16 protein-coding genes and 1 pseudogene are annotated in these 18,844 nt (G+C 72.5%); 14 read left to right on the top strand and 3 right to left on the bottom strand.

What is annotated here, in order from left to right; genetic code table 11:
- Nucleotides 1–161: 161 nt before the first annotated feature.
- A pseudogene (yczE, locus tag Pen02_RS36825) lies at nucleotides 162–785 on the bottom strand (membrane protein YczE); the annotation flags it as partial.
- A 113-nt stretch (nucleotides 786–898) separates the two neighbouring features.
- Here yczE and yczR point away from each other — a divergent pair.
- On the top strand, nucleotides 899–2,398 hold the full coding sequence (gene yczR, locus Pen02_RS36820) for a MocR-like transcription factor YczR (RefSeq protein WP_203870810.1): 1,500 nt from the start codon (nucleotides 899–901) through the stop codon (nucleotides 2,396–2,398).
- Nucleotides 2,399–2,429: 31 nt separating this feature from the next.
- On the opposite strand, the gene Pen02_RS36815 is transcribed toward yczR, so the two are convergent.
- Nucleotides 2,430–3,191 carry an alpha/beta fold hydrolase gene (locus tag Pen02_RS36815; protein WP_203870809.1) on the bottom strand — a complete coding sequence of 254 codons (762 nt, stop codon included), beginning with the start codon at nucleotides 3,189–3,191 and terminating at the stop codon, nucleotides 2,430–2,432.
- A gap of 84 nt (nucleotides 3,192–3,275) precedes the next feature.
- On the opposite strand from Pen02_RS36815, the gene Pen02_RS36810 reads away from it, so the two are divergent.
- The 5 genes from Pen02_RS36810 (at nucleotide 3,276) to nusB (ending at nucleotide 6,885) form a co-directional block, all read left to right on the top strand.
- The gene (locus Pen02_RS36810; protein ID WP_203870808.1) at nucleotides 3,276–4,262 is read left to right on the top strand and encodes a helix-turn-helix transcriptional regulator; all 987 of its coding nucleotides are present in this window, start codon (nucleotides 3,276–3,278) and stop codon (nucleotides 4,260–4,262) included.
- 11 nt (nucleotides 4,263–4,273) lie between these two features.
- Nucleotides 4,274–5,350: a 3-dehydroquinate synthase gene (aroB, locus tag Pen02_RS36805; RefSeq protein ID WP_203870807.1), complete on the top strand. Its 1,077-nt coding sequence runs from the start codon at nucleotides 4,274–4,276 to the stop codon at nucleotides 5,348–5,350.
- On the top strand, nucleotides 5,347–5,793 hold the full coding sequence (gene aroQ, locus Pen02_RS36800) for a type II 3-dehydroquinate dehydratase (RefSeq protein WP_203870806.1): 447 nt from the start codon (nucleotides 5,347–5,349) through the stop codon (nucleotides 5,791–5,793). Before aroB ends, aroQ begins: the two co-directional genes overlap by 4 nt.
- Nucleotides 5,794–5,893: 100 nt before the next feature.
- The gene (gene efp, locus Pen02_RS36795) at nucleotides 5,894–6,451 is read left to right on the top strand and encodes an elongation factor P (RefSeq protein ID WP_203859951.1); all 558 of its coding nucleotides are present in this window, start codon (nucleotides 5,894–5,896) and stop codon (nucleotides 6,449–6,451) included.
- A 23-nt stretch (nucleotides 6,452–6,474) separates the two neighbouring features.
- Nucleotides 6,475–6,885: a transcription antitermination factor NusB gene (gene nusB / locus Pen02_RS36790; protein WP_203870959.1), complete on the top strand. Its 411-nt coding sequence runs from the start codon at nucleotides 6,475–6,477 to the stop codon at nucleotides 6,883–6,885.
- Between the two features lie 408 nt (nucleotides 6,886–7,293).
- Here the strand turns inward: nusB and bldD are convergent, their stop codons facing one another.
- A complete protein-coding gene (gene bldD / locus Pen02_RS36785; RefSeq protein WP_101366736.1) occupies nucleotides 7,294–7,782 on the bottom strand; it encodes a transcriptional regulator BldD in 489 nt (162 codons plus the stop codon).
- 283 nt (nucleotides 7,783–8,065) lie between these two features.
- Here bldD and pyrR point away from each other — a divergent pair, with 283 nt between their 5' ends.
- From pyrR to pyrF, 8 genes are all read left to right on the top strand, one after another.
- On the top strand, nucleotides 8,066–8,647 hold the full coding sequence (gene pyrR / locus Pen02_RS36780; RefSeq protein ID WP_203870805.1) for a bifunctional pyr operon transcriptional regulator/uracil phosphoribosyltransferase PyrR: 582 nt from the start codon (nucleotides 8,066–8,068) through the stop codon (nucleotides 8,645–8,647).
- Nucleotides 8,647–9,570 carry an aspartate carbamoyltransferase catalytic subunit gene (locus tag Pen02_RS36775; protein WP_203870804.1) on the top strand — a complete coding sequence of 308 codons (924 nt, stop codon included), beginning with the start codon at nucleotides 8,647–8,649 and terminating at the stop codon, nucleotides 9,568–9,570. The genes pyrR and Pen02_RS36775 overlap by 1 nt, the downstream gene beginning before the upstream one ends.
- On the top strand, nucleotides 9,570–10,886 hold the full coding sequence (locus Pen02_RS36770; protein WP_203870803.1) for a dihydroorotase: 1,317 nt from the start codon (nucleotides 9,570–9,572) through the stop codon (nucleotides 10,884–10,886). Before Pen02_RS36775 ends, Pen02_RS36770 begins: the two co-directional genes overlap by 1 nt.
- Before the next feature lies 1 nt (nucleotide 10,887).
- Complete coding sequence (carA, locus tag Pen02_RS36765; protein ID WP_203870802.1) at nucleotides 10,888–12,036, top strand: glutamine-hydrolyzing carbamoyl-phosphate synthase small subunit; 1,149 nt, start codon at nucleotides 10,888–10,890, stop codon at nucleotides 12,034–12,036.
- A complete protein-coding gene (carB, locus tag Pen02_RS36760) occupies nucleotides 12,036–15,359 on the top strand; it encodes a carbamoyl-phosphate synthase large subunit (protein WP_203870801.1) in 3,324 nt (1,107 codons plus the stop codon). Before carA ends, carB begins: the two co-directional genes overlap by 1 nt.
- Entirely contained in the window at nucleotides 15,356–16,426 is a 1,071-nt protein-coding gene (locus Pen02_RS36755) for a quinone-dependent dihydroorotate dehydrogenase (protein WP_203870800.1), read from the top strand. Before carB ends, Pen02_RS36755 begins: the two co-directional genes overlap by 4 nt.
- Nucleotides 16,427–16,463: 37 nt before the next feature.
- Complete coding sequence (locus tag Pen02_RS36750; protein ID WP_203870799.1) at nucleotides 16,464–17,738, top strand: adenosylmethionine--8-amino-7-oxononanoate transaminase; 1,275 nt, start codon at nucleotides 16,464–16,466, stop codon at nucleotides 17,736–17,738.
- A gap of 121 nt (nucleotides 17,739–17,859) precedes the next feature.
- The gene (gene pyrF, locus Pen02_RS36745) at nucleotides 17,860–18,702 is read left to right on the top strand and encodes an orotidine-5'-phosphate decarboxylase (protein ID WP_203870798.1); all 843 of its coding nucleotides are present in this window, start codon (nucleotides 17,860–17,862) and stop codon (nucleotides 18,700–18,702) included.
- Nucleotides 18,703–18,844: the final 142 nt, after the last annotated feature.

The following is an 18,844-nucleotide window of genomic DNA, read 5'->3' as shown; positions in this document are numbered from 1 at the left end:
CACTGCGTGCTCGCGCCCTCCCCTGCCGGGGCCGCCTGGCTCCGCGTGCTCGCGCTCTCTGCTGCCGGGGCCGCCCGTGCCGGTGCCGCCCCGCCCCGGGCGCTGCGCGGGCCGGTCGAGACGGACGCGCGCTCGGCGCTGCTGCGGTAGGCGAACCAGCGCAGGCAGTACTGCGCGACCGACCCGACCGCGAGGGCGTAGAGCACCGTGCCGACGCCCACGGTCCCGCCGAGCAGCCAGCCCACGCCCAGCACGGTGAGTTCGATCAGGGTACGGACCAGCCGGATCGAGCGTCCGGTCAACCGGGACGCGCCGGTCATCAGGCCGTCCCGGGGTCCGGGGCCGAGCCGGGCGCCGACGTAGACGGCGATGGCGAGTCCGTTGAGCAGTATCCCGCCGACGAGCAGGCCGATCCGGGCGGGCAGCCCCAGCCGCTCGGGCAGCAGTGCCAGGCCGAGATCGGCCGAGAGCGCCAGGACGACGATGTTCGCACCGGTGCCGAATGTCGGCACCTGCCGCAGCGGAATCCAGAACAGCAGGACGAGCAGGCCGACGACGGCGCTGACCGTGCCGAAGCTCAGCGGGATGTGCCGGGTCAGGCCGTCGTAGAGCACGCTCCACGGGTTGACCCCCAGCGAGGCCCGCAGCATGACCGAGAGGCTGAAGCCGTAGAGCGCGAGCCCGACGAAGAGTTGGGGGAGGCGTCGCCACGGGCGTTCGGCGAGGCGGACGTAGCCGAGCGGAGGCGGGGCTGGACCGGTACGCCGTTCGTGCCGGTCGAGAATCTCCTGCGCCATGCGGGCGTCCTCCAGACGGTTCGCTCGGACCAAGGCCAATCCGGCAAGTCTGTCGGAGCATTGGTCTGGATTACATGGCCAATCCTGGGAGAATGGCCGGTATGGCTACCCCGACCCTGCCGATCCCGCTGCCGCCGGTGAGCCCGGCGGAACGTGGCGACCGGACGCTGGGCAGCCGCCAGCTCGCGGCGATGCTGCCGGACCTGGCCGGCGCGCGACCGGCTTACCGGCACCTGGCCCAGGCGATCAGCGCACTGATCCTGGACGGTCGGATCGCGCTGCACGTCAGGCTGCCCGCCGAGCGGGAACTGGCCACCGCCCTGGACACCAGCCGGGCCACCGTCACCGCCGGCTACGACCTGCTGCGCGAGCGCGGGTTCGCGCGCAGTCGCCAGGGCTCCGGCACCTGGACGGAGTTGCCGGAGGGCCGCCGGCCCAGCGGGATCAGCCGCCTGCTGGCCCCGGAGGAGAGCGCGATCGACCTGGCCCGGGCCGCACCCACCGGGCTTCCGGCAGGGCTGCTCGCCGACGCCCTCGCCCAGGTCACCCCGCAGCTCGCCGAGCACACCCACACCCCGGGCTACCACCCGTACGGGCTGGCGGAGCTGCGGGCCGCCGTCGCCGAGCGGTTCACCCGGCGCGGCCTGGCCACGGTGCCCGAGCAGATCCTGGTGACCTCCGGTGCCCAGCACGCGTTCACGCTGGTCGTCGGGCTGCTCTGTCGTCCCGGTGACCGGGTGCTGGTGGAGAGCCCGTCCTATCCGAACGCGCTGGAGGCGCTGCGCCGGGCCCGGCTGCGTACCGTGTCGGTGCCGGTCACCGACGCCGGCTGGGACATCGAGATCATCGAGTCCACCATGCGTCAGGTGGTGCCCCGGCTGGCGTACCTGATCCCGGACTTCCACAACCCGACCGGCGCGCTGCTGCCCGACCCGGAGCGGGGTCGCCTGCTGCGGGCCGCCGCCCGCTCCGGTGGTTGGCTGGTCGTCGACGAGACCCTGGCCGACCTCGCCCTCGACGTTCCCGCCCCGCCGCCCACCGCCACGCAGGGCCCGCCGGGCGGCACCGGCCAGGTCGTCACGATCGGTTCGATGAGCAAGACGCACTGGGCCGGGCTGCGGATCGGCTGGCTGCGTGCCCCGGCCCGGCTCGTCACCGAGCTGGCCGGGCAGCGCGTCGCCACCGACATGGGCGGCTCGGTGCTGGACCAGTTGCTCGCGCTGAACCTGCTGGCCCGGGCCGACGACCTGCTGCCGCCCCGGTTGGCGCGGTTGCGCGAGCAGCGTGCGGCGCTGGAGGCCGCGCTGACCGAACACCTTCCACAGTGGAGTTGGCGGTCGCCGCCCGGCGGCCTGTCGCTCTGGGTGGACCTGGGCGAGCCGGTCGCCACCGCCCTCGCCGAGCGGGCCCTCGACTACGGGGTACGGATCGAGGGCGGCGGCTTCTTCGCCTCCGACCCGGGCGTCTTCGAGCAGCGGCTGCGGATTCCGTACACGCTGGCGCCGGAGACGCTGGGCGAGGCCGTACGCCGGCTGGCCACCGCCCTCGCCGACCGGGTCGCGCCGTCCTCGGCGACCCGTCGCCCGCACTGGGTCGCCTGAGCGGTTCCGACACCGGCCGGAGCCGCCTGCGTCACCCGGTCGGCGGCTGCTCGGCCCCGGCGGGGACGGTCCGGCCGATCCCGTCCAGCAGCTCGGTCAGGCGCTTCGGCTCGCTGAACATCGGCCAGTGCCCGGTCGGCAGGCCGTGCACGTCGGCGCCGGCCAGCCCGGCGAAGAACGGGTGTCCCTGCGAGATCATCTCCCGCACCGTCTGCACCGGAAACGTGCAGACGATCAGCGTGGTCGGCACCGTGCCGCCGTGCGGCAGCGTCACCGGGTCGGTGCCGGCGCGCAGCGGCTGGCCGGTGGTGCGGGTCCGCAGCAGGTTCAGGGTCTCGTCGTCCAGGCCGGCCAGGTTGACCGGGTCGGTGGCCGGGTCCCAGGCCGGTGGCGGCAGCAGGTGCCCGTCGCCGACCAGCGTCCGGAGCCGTTCCTGCTCCTCCGGAGGCTGGGTGTCGAACTGCGCCGTCCCGGCCGGCAGCGGCCCGCTCTCCAGGTAGACCACCCGGGCGATCCGGTCGGGAAGCTGGTCCGCCGCCTGCTGCACCGGCATCCCGCCGCCGGAGTGCCCGACGAGTACGACGTCGTGCAGGTCCGCCGTCTCGATCAGCCGGACGATGTCGGCGGTGTGCGTCGCCAGTCCGATCTCCGGACCGGCCAGGTGGGCCCGGTCGGCCACCCCGGTCAGGGTGAGCGGGTGCACCTGGTGCCCGGCCGCGCGCAGCCCCTCGGTCACCTCCCGCCAGGCCCAGGCGCCGAGCCAGAAACCGGGTACGAGCACGAACGTGGCCATCGGCACACTCCTTCGGTTGGCGATCCGTGCCTCGACGCTAGAGTCGAATCCGGGCGACTTCCGCCCGGATTCGGAGGGTGACCCGTGCCACATCCCGCCGCCCGGGTGCTCGGGATGCTGGAGCTGTTGCAGAGTTCCCACCGGTTGACCGGCCCCGAGCTGGCCGACCGGCTCGGCGTGGACGAGCGGACCGTCCGGCGGTACGCCGACACCCTGGTCGAACTCGGCATCCCGGTGACCGCCGCCCGGGGCCGGTACGGCGGCTACCGGCTCCAGCCCGGTTACCGGCTCCCACCGCTGATGCTCACCGACGACGAGGCGGTGGCGGTGCTGCTCGGCCTGATCGCCGCCGAACACCTCGGACTGGGTACGGCGGCTCCGGCCACCGGCCTGGCCCAGGCGAAGATCCGCCGGGTGTTGCCCGGCCCGCTCGCGGACCGGCTCGACGGCGTGACCCAGAGCCTCGGGTTCAGCCTGCGGCGCCGGGACGACGCGCCCCGGCCGGCCACCGCGACGCTGCTCGCGCTCGGGGCGGCCACCCGCTCCCGGCACCGGGTCACCATCGGCTACCGCTCCTGGCGCGGCGAGCCGTCCGTACGCGACCTCGACCCGTACGGGCTGGTGTTCCACGCCGGCCGCTGGTACGTCACCGGACACGACCACCGGCGCGGGGAGGTCCGCACGTTCCGGCTCGACCGGATCGTCTCGGTCGAGGCCGGCACCGAGAGCTTCGCCGTACCGGCCGGGTTCGATCCGGTCGGACACGTCACCCGGTCCCTGACCGCAGTGGCGTACCGGTGGGAGGTCGAGGTGCTGCTGGAGACCGATCTGGCGGAGGCCCGGCGGCGGGTGCCGCCCAGCGCCGCCGAGCTGACCGCCACCGCCGACGGCATTCTGCTGCGGACCCGGGCCGAGAGCCTGCCCGGGATGGCGCAGCTCCTCGCCGGCCTCGGCTGGCCGTTCACCGTGCTCCGCCCGGACGAACTGCGTACCGCCGTCGTCGAGCACGCCGGTGCCCTCGCCGACTACGCCGCCCGCCGGCCACCCCTGCCGACGGACCCGATCCTCTAGGCTCTGACCCGATGGACGAACTGACCCGCATTCCGGTCGGCGGCGACCGGCCGTACGACGTCCTCGTCGGCCGGGACCTGCTGGCCGCGCTGCCCCCGCTGCTGGACGGCGCCGAGCGCGCCGCGGTGCTGCACGCGCCGCCGCTGAAGGCGCACGCCGACGAGCTGGCCGAGCGGCTGCGCGCCGCCGGGATCACCCCGCTGACCGTACCGGTGCCGGACGCCGAGGCCGGCAAGGACATCGAGGTCGCCGCCGGCTGCTGGGAGCGGCTCGGCGCGGCGGGCTTCACGCGTACCGACGCGGTGGTCGGGGTGGGCGGCGGTGCCGTGACCGACCTGGCCGGCTTCGTCGCCGCATGCTGGCTGCGCGGGGTCCGCTGGGTGCCGGTGTCGACCTCGCTGCTCGGCATGGTCGACGCGGCGGTCGGCGGCAAGACGGGGATCAACACCGCCGCCGGCAAGAACCTGGTCGGTGCCTTCCACCCGCCGGTGGGGGTGCTCTGCGACCTGGCGATGCTGGACTCGCTGCCGGCGGTCGACCTGACCGCCGGGCTGGCCGAGGTGGTGAAGTGCGGCTTCATCGCCGACCCGGCCATCCTGGAGCTGATCGAGTCCGATCCGACGGCGGCGACGGACCCGTCCGGGCTGGTCGTCCGGGAGCTGGTCGAGCGGGCGATCCGGGTCAAGGCGGACGTGGTCTCCGGCGACCTGCGCGAGGCGGGCCGGCGGGAGATCCTGAACTACGGCCACACCCTCGGGCACGCGATCGAGAAGGTCGAGGGCTACCGCTGGCGGCACGGGCACGCGATCTCGGTCGGCCTGGTCTACGCCGCCGGGCTCGCCTGGCGGGCCGGCCGGCTGGACGAGCCGACGGCCGCCCGGCACCGCACGGTGCTGACCACGCTCGGGCTGCCGACCGGCTACCGGGCGGACGCCTGGCCGGAGCTGCTGGCCGCGATGCGGGTCGACAAGAAGGCCCGGGGCAGCCGGTTGCGGTTCGTGGTGCTGGACGGGCTGGCCGAGACCGGCATCCTGGACGGCCCGGACGACGACCTGCTCTTCGACGCGTACGCCGAGGTGACGGCATGAAGGTCTACGTGCTGAACGGGCCCAACCTGGGCCGGCTCGGCATCCGCCAACCCGAGGTGTACGGCGCGACCAGCTACGCCGGCCTGGTGACGAGTTGCCAGACCACCGGCAAGGAACTGGGGCTGGACGTGGAGGTCCGGCAGACCGACGCCGAGGCGGAGTTGATCGGCTGGCTGCACCAGGCGGCCGACGAGGAAGCGGGGGTGGTGCTCAACCCGGCCGCCTGGTCGCACTACTCGTACGCGGTCCGGGACGCCTGCGCCATGCTGCGTGGCCCGCTGGTCGAGGTGCACATCTCCAACATCCACGCCCGGGAGGAGTTCCGGCACCACTCGGTCGTCTCGGCGGTGGCGACCGGGGTGATCTGCGGCCTCGGGGTGGACGGGTACCGGCTGGCCCTGCTGCACCTGGCCGCGCTGCGGGACCGGTCCACGGGCGGCTGATCCGTCGGGCGGAGCCGCCGAACAGGCTGGTCAAGATCAACTGGACGCTGCTAGTAGACTTGCCGGGTCCGTCCGCCCGAATTGAAGATCAAGGCAGGAAATGGCCACCACCAACGACCTGAAGAACGGGCTGGTTCTCAACCTCGACGGCGAACTCTGGGCCGTCGTGGAGTTCCAGCACGTCAAGCCCGGCAAGGGCGGCGCTTTCGTACGCACCACGCTCAAGAACGTGCTGTCCGGCAAGGTGGTCGACAAGACGTTCAACGCGGGCACCAAGGTCGACACGGCCACCGTCGACAAGCGCACCATGCAGTATCTGTACATCGACGGCGAGGACTACGTCTTCATGGATCTGGAGACGTACGACCAGATCCCGGTGCCCGGTGGCACGGTCGGCGAGGCCGCCAACTACCTGCTGCCCGAGGCGGAGGCGATCGTCGCCACCCACGAGGGTGTGCCGCTCTACGTCGAGCTGCCGACCAGCGTGGTGCTGGAGATCACCTACACCGAGCCCGGCCTCCAGGGTGACCGTTCCACCGGCGGCAACAAGCCGGCGACGGTCGAGACCGGTGCCACCGTCCAGGTGCCGCTCTTCATCACCACCGGCGAGAAGATCAAGGTCGACACCCGCGACGGCCGCTATCTCGGCCGAGCCTGATGGCCGAGGGCCCCAAGCAGCAGATGCCGGCCCGCCGCAAGGCACGCAAGCGGGCACTGGACGTCCTCTACGAGTCGGACCTGCGGGCCCGCCCGGCCGTCGAGGTACTGGCCGGCTATCTGCAGCGGCTGGAACGGCCACACCCGGAGCACATGGGCTACGCGGTCGGCCTGATCGAGGGCGTGGCCGAGCACCAGGCCCGGATCGACGAGCTGATCGACAGTTACGCCGAGGGCTGGACCCTGGACCGGATGCCGGTCGTCGACCGTAACCTCGCCCGGATCGCCATCTACGAGCTGCTCTACGTCGACGAGATCGACGACGCGGTCGCGATCAGCGAAGCGGTCGAGCTGGCCCGGCAGATGTCGACCGACGACTCGCCCCGGTTCCTCAACGGCATCCTCGGCCGGATCGCCGAGTACGCGACCCGCTGACCTGCCCGGGCCTTCGGCCCGCTCCGAAGGGGCGCACCCGACCGTGGGTGCGCCCCTTCGGCGTTTCGCGGGGCTGGACGCGCGGCGGAGGCCGTGGTGATCGGCAGGGGGCCGCCAGGGGCGCGGAGATCATCAGAGCCGGCCGGTCGTGGAAGACAGCACGGTTCCCTGGGGGACGGCGGTCCCGAGGGACGGGCGCGGTCCTGAGGGCCGCCAACGGTCGTGACGGGTGGCACGGTCGCGCGGGCCGGTAACGGTCAGGAAGGGCGGCGCGGTCGCGAGGGGCGGTAACGGTCGGGGAGGGCGGCACGGTCGCGGGGGCAGGGACCCGTCGCCCGGGGGCATTCCGGGGCGAAACGGCTCGCGGGGCCCGTGCCGGGTGGGCACGGACCCCGCGAGTCGGGGGGATCAGGACGCGAAGAGCGCCCGGGGGTCGGCGACGAGCACGCCGTGCTCGGTGAGCCGCTCGATCAGCCCGGAGGGGGAGGAGTCGTAGACGATCGCGAGCGCCCGCAGGTCGTCCGCGCGAATCGACAGCACCCGCCCGTTGTAGTCACCCCGCTGCTGCTGGATGGCTCGGGCATAGCGGGCGACGTAGGCGAGGTCCTCGGAGGCCTCGTCGTACAGCCGCTCCAGGTCGAGCACGATCTTGTTCGTCGGCTCGTGACGGACGCCACTGCCGTCCGGCAGCAGTTCCGAAACGGGCACCCGGTAGAAGTCCGCGAGCTCGGCGAGACGGGACACCGTCACCGCCCGGTCGCCCCGCTCGTACGAGCCGACCACGACGGCTTTCCACCGTCCGTTTGACTTCTCCTCCACCCCCTGCAGGGACAGTCCCTGCTGCTGACGGATAGAGCGCAGGCGCGCGCCCAACGACTTGGCGTATTCAGAGGGCATTCGGCACTCCCAGTGCTGGTCGGGGATCTCCCCAGCGATCGCTACGGAGCGTGACGGTACGGGGATTGCGACACGTGGTCAAGTGCTAGTTACCTACCTATTACAAAGATCGTGTTCAGCCGGGCGGTTTGGACTCGCTGATCCGGGGGTCAGCGACCCGCCGGGGCCGGCCCTGTGGCCAGTGGTAACGTGACTAGAGCCCCGGCCCGGGCCGCTGTAGGCAAGCGCCGGAATCCGACGTCCTTTAACGACCCGTCCCGTGAGGCGGGGAAGGGGGTCCGCCGTGGCGTACCCGCAGGCTGCCCAGCCGCAGCCGGTCTCACCACCGTCCGTGAAGGTCATCCTGACCAGCGCCGAACTGGCCCGGGTGGTGGACCGAATCGCACACCAGATCCTGGAGAAGACACAGGGCGCGGCCGGTACCGTCCTGCTCGGTATCCCCACCCGGGGCGCTCCGCTGGCCCGCCGGCTGGCCGCCCGGATCAACGCCTTCGAAGGAATCGACATACCGGTGGGTGTGCTCGATATCACTCTCTACCGTGACGATCTCCGCCGGCACGCGGTACGCGCGATCGGGCCGACCCAGGTGCCCCCGGAGGGGGTGGACGGCAAACGGGTGATCCTGGTCGACGACGTCCTCTTCTCCGGCCGTACCGTCCGGGCCGCCCTCGACGCGCTCAGCGACCTCGGCCGGCCCAGTTCGGTGCAGCTCGCCGTGCTGGTCGACCGGGGCCACCGGGAGCTGCCGATCCGGGCCGACTACGTGGGGAAGAACATTCCGACGGCGCTCGCCGAGAGCGTCAGGGTGACCCTCGCGGAGACTGACGGTGCCGACGAGGTCAGGCTGATCGGAGGGGCGGCATAGTGCTCAAGCACCTGCTTTCCGGGGCGGATCTCGACGCGGACACCGCCACGCTGATCCTGGACACCGCCGCCGAGATGGCGACGGTGGCCGGACGCGAGGTGAAGAAGCTGCCCGCGCTGCGCGGCCGTACCGTGGTCAACCTCTTCTACGAGGACTCCACCCGGACCCGGATCTCCTTCGAGGCGGCGGCCAAGCGACTCTCCGCCGATGTGATCAACTTCTCGGCCAAGGGCTCCAGCGTCTCCAAGGGCGAGAGCCTCAAGGACACCGCGCTGACCCTCCAGGCGATGGGCGCCGACGCGGTGGTGGTCCGGCACCCGGCCTCCGGGGCGCCGCACCGGCTCGCCAACTGGGTCGAGGGCTCCGTGCTCAACGCCGGGGACGGCACCCACGAGCACCCGACCCAGGCGCTGCTGGACGCGTACACGATGCGGGCCCGGCTGGGGCGGATCGCCGGGCTCTCGGTCGCGGTGGTCGGGGACGTGCTGCACAGCCGGGTCGCCCGCTCCAACGTGCTGCTGCTGGCCACCCTGGGCGCCAAGGTGACCCTGGTCGGGCCACCGACGCTGATCCCGGTCGACATCGGTACCGCGCTGGCGCCCGGCACCGAGGTCTCCTACGACCTCGACGCGGTGCTGCCCACCTCGGACGTGGTGATGATGCTGCGGGTGCAGCGGGAGCGGATGGCCGACTCCTACTTCCCGTCCGCCCGGGAGTACGCCCGGCGGTACGGCCTCGACGGGCCCCGGATGGCCCGACTGCCGGACCACGCCATCGTGATGCATCCGGGTCCGATGAACCGAGGGATGGAGATCGCGCCCGAGGTGGCCGACTCGTCCCGCTCCACGATCGTCGAACAGGTCGCCAACGGCGTCTCCGTCCGGATGGCCGTCCTGTACCTGCTGCTGGGGGGAATGAAGTGATGACCGAGTTCACCGCCGGAGGTGATCCGGACGCCGCGAAGCCGGCGTACCTGATCCGGGGTGTGCGGGTGGTCGGCGCCGAGCCGACCGACCTGCTGATCTCCGACGGCGTGGTGGCCGAGACCGGCCGTGGCCTGGCCGCCCGGGGGGCGCGGGTGGTCGACGGTGCCGGGCTGGTCGCACTGCCCGGCCTGGTCGACCTGCACACGCACCTGCGGGAGCCGGGCCGGGAGGACGCCGAGACGGTCGAGTCGGGTTCGCGGGCGGCGGCGCTGGGGGGCTACACCGCCGTCTGCGCGATGGCCAACACCTCGCCGGTCGCCGACACGGCCGGCGTGGTCGAACAGGTGTGGCGGCTCGGCCGCGAGGCCGGGCTGGTCGACGTGCAGCCGATCGGCGCCGTCACCGTCGGGCTGGCCGGCGAGCGCCTCGCCGAGCTGGGCGCGATGGCCGACTCCGCCGCCCGGGTGCGGATCTTCTCCGACGACGGGCACTGCGTCGCCGACCCGAAGCTGATGCGCCGGGCACTGGAGTACGTCAAGGCGTTCGACGGGGTGATCGCGCAGCACGCCGAGGAGCCCCGGCTCACCGAGGGCGCCCAGATGCACGAGGGTGAGGTCTCCACCCGGCTCGGCCTGACCGGCTGGCCGGCGGTCGCCGAGGAGGCGATCATCGCCCGGGACGTGCTCCTCGCCGAGCACGTCGGCAGCCGGCTGCACGTCTGCCACCTCTCCACCGCCGGCAGCGTCGAGGTGCTCCGACACGCCAAGAAGCGCGGGGTACGGGTCACCGCCGAGGTGACCCCGCACCACCTGCTGCTGACCGACGAGCGGGCCGCCAGCTACGACCCGGTGTTCAAGGTGAACCCGCCGCTGCGTACCGCCGCCGACGTCAGCGCGCTGCGCGCGGCGCTGGTCGAGGGGATCATCGACATCGTCGCCACCGACCACGCCCCGCACGCGCTGGAGGACAAGGAGTGCGAGTGGGCGTACGCCCGGCCGGGCATGCTCGGGCTGGAGACGGCGCTCTCGGTGCTGCTCGACGTACTCGGCGAACGGTGGGACCTGATCGCCGAGCGGATGTCCCGGACCCCGGCCCGGATCGCCGGACTGACCGAGCACGGGCGCAACCCCGCTCCGGGGGTACCGGCCAACCTGACCCTGGTGGATCCGGCCGCCCGCCGCACCGTCGACCCGGGCGAGCAGGCCAGCCGCAGCCGCAACACGCCGTACGCCGGGCTGACCCTGCCCGGCCGGATCGTCGCGACCTTCCTGCGCGGCGAGCCGACGGTGCTGGACGGAAAGGCGGTGCGCTGAGGTGGGCAACCGCAGACGACCGGCGATCCTGGTGCTGGAGGACGGCCGGTCCTTCCGGGGCGAGGCGTACGGCAGTGTGGGGGAGACCTTCGGCGAGGCGGTCTTCAACACCGGGATGACCGGTTACCAGGAGACGCTGACCGACCCGTCGTACCACCGCCAGGTGGTGGTGCAGACCGCGCCGCACATCGGCAACACCGGGGTGAACACCGAGGACGACGAGTCGGGCCGGATCTGGGTGGCCGGATACGTCGTCCGGGACCCGGCCCGGATCGGCTCGAACTGGCGGGCCACCGGCGCCCTGGAGGACCGGCTGGCCACCGAGGGCGTGGTCGGGATCGCCGGGGTGGACACCCGGGCACTCACCCGGCACCTGCGGGAGCGCGGCGCGATGCGGGTCGGGGTGTCGAGCCTGACCGAGGACCCGAAGGAGTTGCTGGCCCGGGTCCGGGAGGCGCCCCGGATGGAGGGGGCCGACCTCTCCGCCGAGGTGACCACGGCGCAGCCGTACGTCGTCGAGGCCGAGGGGGAGCACCGGTTCACGGTGGCCGCGCTCGACCTGGGGATCAAGCGGAACGTGCCGCGCCGGCTCGCCGCGCGGGGCGTCACCACGCACGTGCTGCCGGCCTCGTCGACCATCGACGACCTGCTGGCCACCGGCGCCGACGCGGTCTTTTTCTCGCCGGGGCCGGGCGACCCGGCCACCGCCGACCATCCGACCGGGCTGGCCCGCGAGGTGATGCGCCGGCAGATCCCGCTGTTCGGGATCTGCTTCGGCAGCCAGATCCTGGGCCGGGCGCTCGGCTTCGGCACCTACAAACTGGGGTACGGCCACCGGGGCATCAACCAGCCGGTGCTGGACCAGTCCACCGGCAAGGTCGAGGTGACCAGCCACAACCACGGGTTCGCCGTCGACGCGCCACTGAACAAGGTGATCGACACCGACTTCGGCGGGGTCGAGGTGAGCCACGTCTGCCTGAACGACAACGTCGTCGAGGGGCTGCGGGCGAAGGACGTACCGGCGTTCACCGTGCAGTACCACCCGGAGGCGGCGGCCGGCCCGCACGACGCGGACTACCTCTTCGACCGCTTCGCGGAACTGATCGAGGGTCGGCCGGGCGCCGGACCGAGCGAGAAGAAGGGCTCCTGATGCCCAGGCGGACAGACCTCAAGCACGTACTGGTGATCGGCTCGGGGCCGATCGTGATCGGTCAGGCCTGCGAGTTCGACTACTCCGGTACCCAGGCCTGCCGGGTGCTGCGCGCCGAGGGGCTGCGGGTCAGCCTGGTCAACTCCAACCCGGCGACCATCATGACCGACCCGGAGTTCGCCGACGCCACGTACGTCGAGCCGATCACCCCGGAGTTCGTCGAGCTGGTCATCGCCAAGGAGCGGCCGGACGCGCTGCTGCCCACGCTGGGCGGCCAGACCGCACTGAACACCGCCGTGGCGCTGCACGAGTCCGGTGTGCTCGCCAAGTACGGCGTGGAGCTGATCGGCGCCGACATCGACGCGATCCGGCGCGGCGAGGACCGGCAGCTCTTCAAGGAGATCGTCGCCAAGGCCGGCGGCGAGACCCCGCGCAGCCGGGTCTGTCACTCGATGGACGAGGTCCGGTCGACCGTCGCCGACCTCGGCCTGCCGGTGGTGATCCGGCCGTCGTTCACGATGGGCGGCCTCGGCTCCGGGATGGCGCACAGCGACGAGGACCTGGAACGGATCGCCGGGTCGGGCCTGGCGGCCAGCCCGGTGCACGAGGTACTCATCGAGGAGAGCGTGCTCGGCTGGAAGGAGTACGAACTCGAACTGATGCGGGACCGGCACGACAACGTCGTGGTGGTCTGCTCGATCGAGAACGTCGACCCGATGGGCGTGCACACCGGGGACAGCGTCACCGTCGCACCGGCGATGACCCTTACCGACCGGGAGTACCAACGCCTGCGTGACCTGGGCATCGCGGTGCTCCGCGAGGTCGGGGTGGACACCGGCGGCTGCAACATCCAGTTCGCGGTCAACCCGCGCGACGGCCGACTGGTCGTGATCGAGATGAACCCCCGGGTCTCCCGCTCGTCCGCGCTGGCCTCCAAGGCGACCGGCTTCCCGATCGCGAAGATCGCCGCGAAGCTGGCCGTCGGCTACACCCTGGACGAGATCCCGAACGACATCACCCTGAAGACGCCGGCTGCGTTCGAGCCGACCCTCGACTACGTGGTGGTGAAGATCCCCCGGTTCGCCTTCGAGAAGTTCCCGGCCGCCGACCGGGAACTCACCACCACGATGAAGTCGGTCGGCGAGGCGATGAGCCTGGGCCGGAACTTCCCCGAGGCGCTGAACAAGGCGATGCGCTCGATGGAGACCAAGGAGGGTGGCTTCTGGACCCTCCCCGATCCCGAGGGCGCCACTGTCGAAGGCACCCTCGCGGCGCTGCGGATGCCGCACGACGGGCGGCTCTACGGCGTCGAGCGGGCGCTCCGGCTCGGCGCCTCGGTGGCCCAGGTGTCGGAGGCGTCCGGCGGGATCGACCCCTGGTTCCTGGACCAGATCGCCGGGCTGGTCGAGCTGCGCGCCGAGATCGTCGCCGCCGCCGTACTCGACGAGGAGCTGTTGCGCCGGGCCAAGCGGGCCGGGATCTCCGACCGGCAGCTCGCCGCGCTTCGCCCGGAACTGGCCGCCGAGGACGGGGTGCGTACGCTCCGGCACCGGCTCGGGGTACGCCCGGTCTACAAGACCGTGGACACCTGCGCCGCCGAGTTCGCCGCCGGTACGCCGTACCACTACAGCAGTTACGACGAAGAGACCGAGGTGACCCCGTCGGACCGGCCGAAGGTGCTGATCCTCGGCTCCGGCCCGAACCGGATCGGTCAGGGCATCGAGTTCGACTACTCGTGTGTGCACGCCGTGATGGCACTCCGGGAGGTCGGCTACGAGACGGTGATGGTCAACTGCAATCCGGAGACCGTCTCCACCGACTACGACACCGCCGACCGGCTCTACTTCGAGCCGCTGACCTTCGAGGACGTGTTGGAGGTCTGGCACTCCGAGGACAGTTCCGGCAAGGCGGCCGGCGGGCCGGGCGTGGTCGGGGTGATCGTGCAGCTCGGCGGGCAGACCCCGCTGGGCCTGGCGCAGCGGCTCAAGGACGCCGGGGTGCCGATCGTCGGCACCAGCCCGGAGTCGATCCACCTGGCCGAGGAGCGGGGCGCGTTCGGCGCGCTGCTGGACCGGGCCGGGCTGCGTTCGCCGGCACACGGCACCGCCACCTCCTTCTCCGAGGCGCAGGGCATCGCGGCCGAGATCGGGTACCCGGTGCTGGTCCGGCCGTCGTACGTGCTCGGCGGGCGGGGCATGGAGATCGTCTACGACGACGACACGCTGCGCGGGTACATCGCCCGGGCCACCGACATCTCGCCGGACCATCCGGTGCTGGTGGACCGCTTCCTCGACGACGCGATCGAGATCGACGTGGACGCGCTCTGCGACGCCGACGGCGAGGTCTACGTCGGCGGGGTGATGGAGCACATCGAGGAGGCCGGCATCCACTCCGGCGACTCGTCCTGCGCGCTGCCGCCGATCACGTTGGCCAGCTCGCACCTGGCGGCGGTACGCCACTACACCGTGGAGATCGCCCGGGGCATCGGGGTACGCGGCCTGCTCAACGTCCAGTACGCCCTCAAGGACGACACCCTCTACGTGCTGGAGGCGAACCCTCGGGCGTCCCGGACGGTGCCGTTCGTCTCCAAGGCGACGGCGGTGCCGCTGGCCAAGGCGGCGGCCCGGATCATGCTCGGTGCGAGCATCGCCGAGCTGCGCGCCGAGCGGCTGCTTCCGCCGACCGGCGACGGCACCACCACCCCGGCCGACGCCCCGGTGGCGGTGAAGGAGGCGGTGCTGCCGTTCAAGCGGTTCCGCACCCCGACCGGCAAGGGCATCGACTCGCTGCTCGGCCCGGAGATGAAGTCCACCGGCGAGGTGATGGGCATCGACACCGCCTTCGGGCAAGCCTTCGCCAAGTCGCAGGCGGCGGCGTACGGCTCGCTGCCGGTCAAGGGCAAGGTCTTCGTCTCGGTGGCCAACCGGGACAAGCGGGGCATGATCTTCCCGGTCAAGCGCCTCGCCGACCTCGGCTTCGAGATCGTCGCCACCACCGGCACCGGCGAGGTGCTGCGCCGGCACGGCATCTCCTGCACGCTGATCCGCAAGCACTACGAGGAGGGCGCCGACTCGCCGGACGCGGTCTCGCTGATCTCGGCCGGCGAGGTGGACCTGGTGATCAACACCCCGCAGGGTTCGGGGGCCAGCGCGCGCTCCGACGGGTACGAGATCCGCAGCGCGGCGGTCGGCGCGGACATCCCGTGCATCACCACCGTGCCCGGCGCGGCGGCGGCGGTGATGGGGATCGAGGCGCTGATCCGGGGCGACCTGGTGGTCCGGCCGTTGCAGGAGCTGCACACGGCGCTGCGGGCCGGCGAGTGAGCCCGCCGACGACGACGGAGACCGGGGCGGGCCGGCGCACGGCGGGCGGGGGAGCGGTCTTCGACCGCCTCGTCCGGCCGGCGCTGTTCCGGCTCGGCGGCGGCGACGCCGAGACCGCGCACGAGTGGACGCTGCGTCGGCTGGCCGGGCTGTCCCGCAGTCCGGCCGCGCTCGCACTGCTCCGGGCCCGGTACGCCGTCGCCGCCCCGCGCACCGTCTTCGGGGTCAGGTTCCCGAACCCGGTCGGGCTGGCCGCCGGGATGGACAAGGACGGCGCCGCGCTGCCGGCCTGGCCGGCGCTGGGCTTCGGCTTCGTCGAGGTCGGCACGGTCACCGCGTACCCGCAGCCGGGCAATCCCCGGCCGAGGCTGTTCCGGCTGCCGGGCAGCGCGGCGGTGATCAACCGGATGGGCTTCAACAACGCCGGTGCGGAGGCGCTGGCCCGGCGACTGGCCGCGTTGCGCCGGCCGCTGGGGGTGCCGCTGGGCATCTCGCTCGGCAAGTCCAAGGTCACCCCGTTGGACGACGCGGTCGCCGACTACCTGGCCTCCTACCGGGCGCTGGCGCCGTACGGCGACTACTTCGCGGTCAACGTCTCCTCGCCGAACACCCCGGGGCTGCGGGCGTTGCAGGACCGGGCGCACCTCGACGCGCTGCTGACCGCGCTGGTGGGGGAGAAGCCGATCCTGGTCAAGATCGCCCCGGACCTGACCGAGGCGGCCGTCGCCGAGGTGCTCCAGGTCTGCCTGGACCGGGGTGCGGCGGGCGTGATCGCCACCAACACCACGCTGGGCCGGGACGGGATCGCCCCGGCCGACGCGCACCGGGCCGGTGAGGCGGGCGGGCTCTCCGGCCGGCCGCTGACCGCGCGTGCCCGCGAGGTGGTGTCGTTCGTACACCGCGAGACCAACGGCGCGCTGCCGGTGGTCGGGGTGGGCGGCATCCTCGACCCGGCGGACGCGACCGCGCTGCTCGACGCCGGAGCCAGTCTGGTGCAGCTCTACACCGGTTTCGTCTACGGCGGGCCGGGACTGGTCCGCGCGGTGGCCCGGGCGACCCGGCCGTGAGCCCCGGGGAGGCCGCCACAGGATCGGAGGGACGTCCGTGACCCCGGAGGAGATCGTCGCGGCCGACCGGGCGCACGTCTGGCACCCGTACGCCCCGATGCCGGCCCGCACCGACCCGTACGTGGTGGAGAGCGCCGAGGGGGTCCGGCTGCGCCTGGCCGACGGCCGGGAACTCGTCGACGGCATGTCGTCGTGGTGGGCGGCGATCCACGGGTACCGGCATCCGGTGCTGGACGCCGCCGTCACCGACCAACTCGGCCGGATGGGCCACGTGATGTTCGGCGGGCTGACCCACGAGCCCGCCGTCGCGCTGGCCCGCACCCTGGTCGAGATCACCCCGCCCGGCCTGGAGCACGTCTTCCTCTGCGACTCCGGCTCGGTCGGGGTCGAGGTGGCGGTCAAGATGGCGTTGCAGTACCAGCGCGGTCGGGGCCGCCCGGAGCGGCAGCGGCTGGCCACCTGGCGGGGCGGCTACCACGGTGACACGTTCCATCCGATGAGCGTCTGCGACCCGGTCGGCGGGATGCACTCGCTGTGGACCGGCGTACTGCCCCGGCAGGTCTTCGCCGGCCTGCCCCCGCCCGGCTTCGACGCCCCGGTCGACGAGGCGTACGCGACCGCGCTCGTCGACGCGCTGCACCGGCATGCCGGCGAACTCGCCGCGGTGATCGTCGAGCCGGTGGTGCAGGGCGCCGGCGGGATGCGCTTCCACAACCCGGAATACCTGCGGCTGCTCCGCGAGGTCTGCACCGCGTACGACATCGTGCTGATCTTCGACGAGATCGCCACCGGGTTCGGCCGGACCGGCGCGCTCTTCGCGGCGGAGCATGCCGGGGTGACTCCGGACGTGCTGTGCCTGGGCAAGGCGCTCACCGGCGGCTACCTGAGCCTGGCGGCGACGCTCTGCACCCCGGCGGTCGCCGAGGGCATCTCCGCGACCGGAGTGTTGGCGCACGGGCCGACGTTCATGGGGAACCCGCTTGCCTGTGCCGTCGCAAACGCCTCTATCGGGCTGCTACAGGCCCGAAACTGGGCAATGGACGTGCAGAGGATCTCCGACGGGCTCTCGGCCGGCCTGGCGCCGTTACGGGGCTCCGCCGGGGTGGCCGACGTCCGGGTGCTGGGCGCGATCGGGGTGGTGCAGCTCGACCACGACGTCGACATGGCGGCGGCGACCGAGGCGGCGGTGGCGTACGGCGTCTGGCTGCGCCCGTTCCGGGATCTGATCTACACGATGCCGCCGTACGTCACCGGGGACGACGACGTCGCCCGGATCTGTGCGGCGATCGGCGCGGCGGCCAAGGCCGGCTGAGCCGGCCCCGTCGACGCCCCGGTGCGGTACGCCGACCGGGGGGGCCGGTCCGGTCGAGATCGTGACAGCGAGTCGTGGCGCCACGACAGGTGGTCATGGCGCCTGCGGAGAGGAGAGCCGCATGGAGACCTTCGGCAGCCGGCTGCACCGGGCGATGGCGGAGCGCGGACCGCTCTGCGTGGGCATCGACCCGCACCCCGCGCTACTCGCCCGGTGGGGTCTGTCGGACGACATCGCCGGGCTGACCCGGTTCAGCGAGACCGTCGTCGACGCGCTCGGCGACCGGGTCGCGGTCGTCAAGCCGCAGTCGGCATTTTTCGAGCGGTTCGGGTCGCAAGGGGTCGGAGTTCTTGAGTCAATTATCCGACAGTTGCGGGGCGCGGGTGCGCTCGTTCTGCTTGACGTCAAGCGCGGCGACATCGGCTCCACGGTCGCCGCGTACGCCGACGCGTACCTGGATCCATCCAGCCCGATGTATGTCGACGCGGTCACCGCGAGCCCCTTCCTGGGGGTCGGCTCGCTCGCCCCGATGTTCGACACGGCGCGCAAGTACGGCGGCGGCGTCTTCGTGCTGGCGCTCACCTCCAACCCCGAGGGCGCCAGCGTCCAGCGCGCCGTCGGCGCCGACGGGCGCACCGTCGCGCAAACGATCATCGAAGAGATTTCGCAGCTCAACGCGGGTGCCGAGCCGCTCGGCAGCTTCGGGCTGGTGGTCGGTGCCACCATCGGCGAGACCGGACACGACCTCTCCGGGGTGGGCGGTCCGCTGCTCGCTCCGGGCCTCGGCGCGCAGGGCGGACGCGCCGACGACCTGCGGACGGTCTTCGGGAACGAGCTCTCCAAGGTGCTCCCGTCGTACTCCCGGGAGGTGCTCGGGGCGGGCCCCGATCCGGCCGCGCTGCGCGCCGCCGCGGACCGGGCGCTGGCCGACTGTCGGGCCGCGCTGACCGCTGCCGGTCAGTGATCTTCTGGTTACGCTGACATGATCATGGCGTGCCCACGTTGCCGAAACCTCCGTTGGCCGCTAGTTTTCCCCGCGCTGGGAACCACATACCCCTTTGGTTGCCAGGCACACCACGTTTCACAGATGCGACGGCGCTTCCCGC

It is taken from the genome of Plantactinospora endophytica (genome assembly GCF_016862915.1).
GTDB classification, from domain to species: Bacteria; Actinomycetota; Actinomycetes; order Mycobacteriales; family Micromonosporaceae; genus Plantactinospora; species Plantactinospora endophytica.
This window is presented reverse-complemented; position numbering and strand designations above follow the sequence as displayed.

Coding starts and splice junctions, on each gene's coding strand:
- nusB (WP_203870959.1), top strand. CDS start 6,475: ATGCCGGCCCGCCGCAAGGCACGCAAGCGGGCACTGGACGTCCTCTAC.
- bldD (WP_101366736.1), bottom strand. CDS start 7,782: ATGCCCTCTGAATACGCCAAGTCGTTGGGCGCGCGCCTGCGCTCTATC.
- pyrF (WP_203870798.1), top strand. CDS start 17,860: ATGGAGACCTTCGGCAGCCGGCTGCACCGGGCGATGGCGGAGCGCGGA.
- aroQ (WP_203870806.1), top strand. CDS start 5,347: ATGAAGGTCTACGTGCTGAACGGGCCCAACCTGGGCCGGCTCGGCATC.
- carB (WP_203870801.1), top strand. CDS start 12,036: ATGCCCAGGCGGACAGACCTCAAGCACGTACTGGTGATCGGCTCGGGG.
- aroB (WP_203870807.1), top strand. CDS start 4,274: ATGGACGAACTGACCCGCATTCCGGTCGGCGGCGACCGGCCGTACGAC.
- efp (WP_203859951.1), top strand. CDS start 5,894: ATGGCCACCACCAACGACCTGAAGAACGGGCTGGTTCTCAACCTCGAC.
- Pen02_RS36770 (WP_203870803.1), top strand. CDS start 9,570: ATGACCGAGTTCACCGCCGGAGGTGATCCGGACGCCGCGAAGCCGGCG.
- yczR (WP_203870810.1), top strand. CDS start 899: ATGGCTACCCCGACCCTGCCGATCCCGCTGCCGCCGGTGAGCCCGGCG.
- Pen02_RS36815 (WP_203870809.1), bottom strand. CDS start 3,191: ATGGCCACGTTCGTGCTCGTACCCGGTTTCTGGCTCGGCGCCTGGGCC.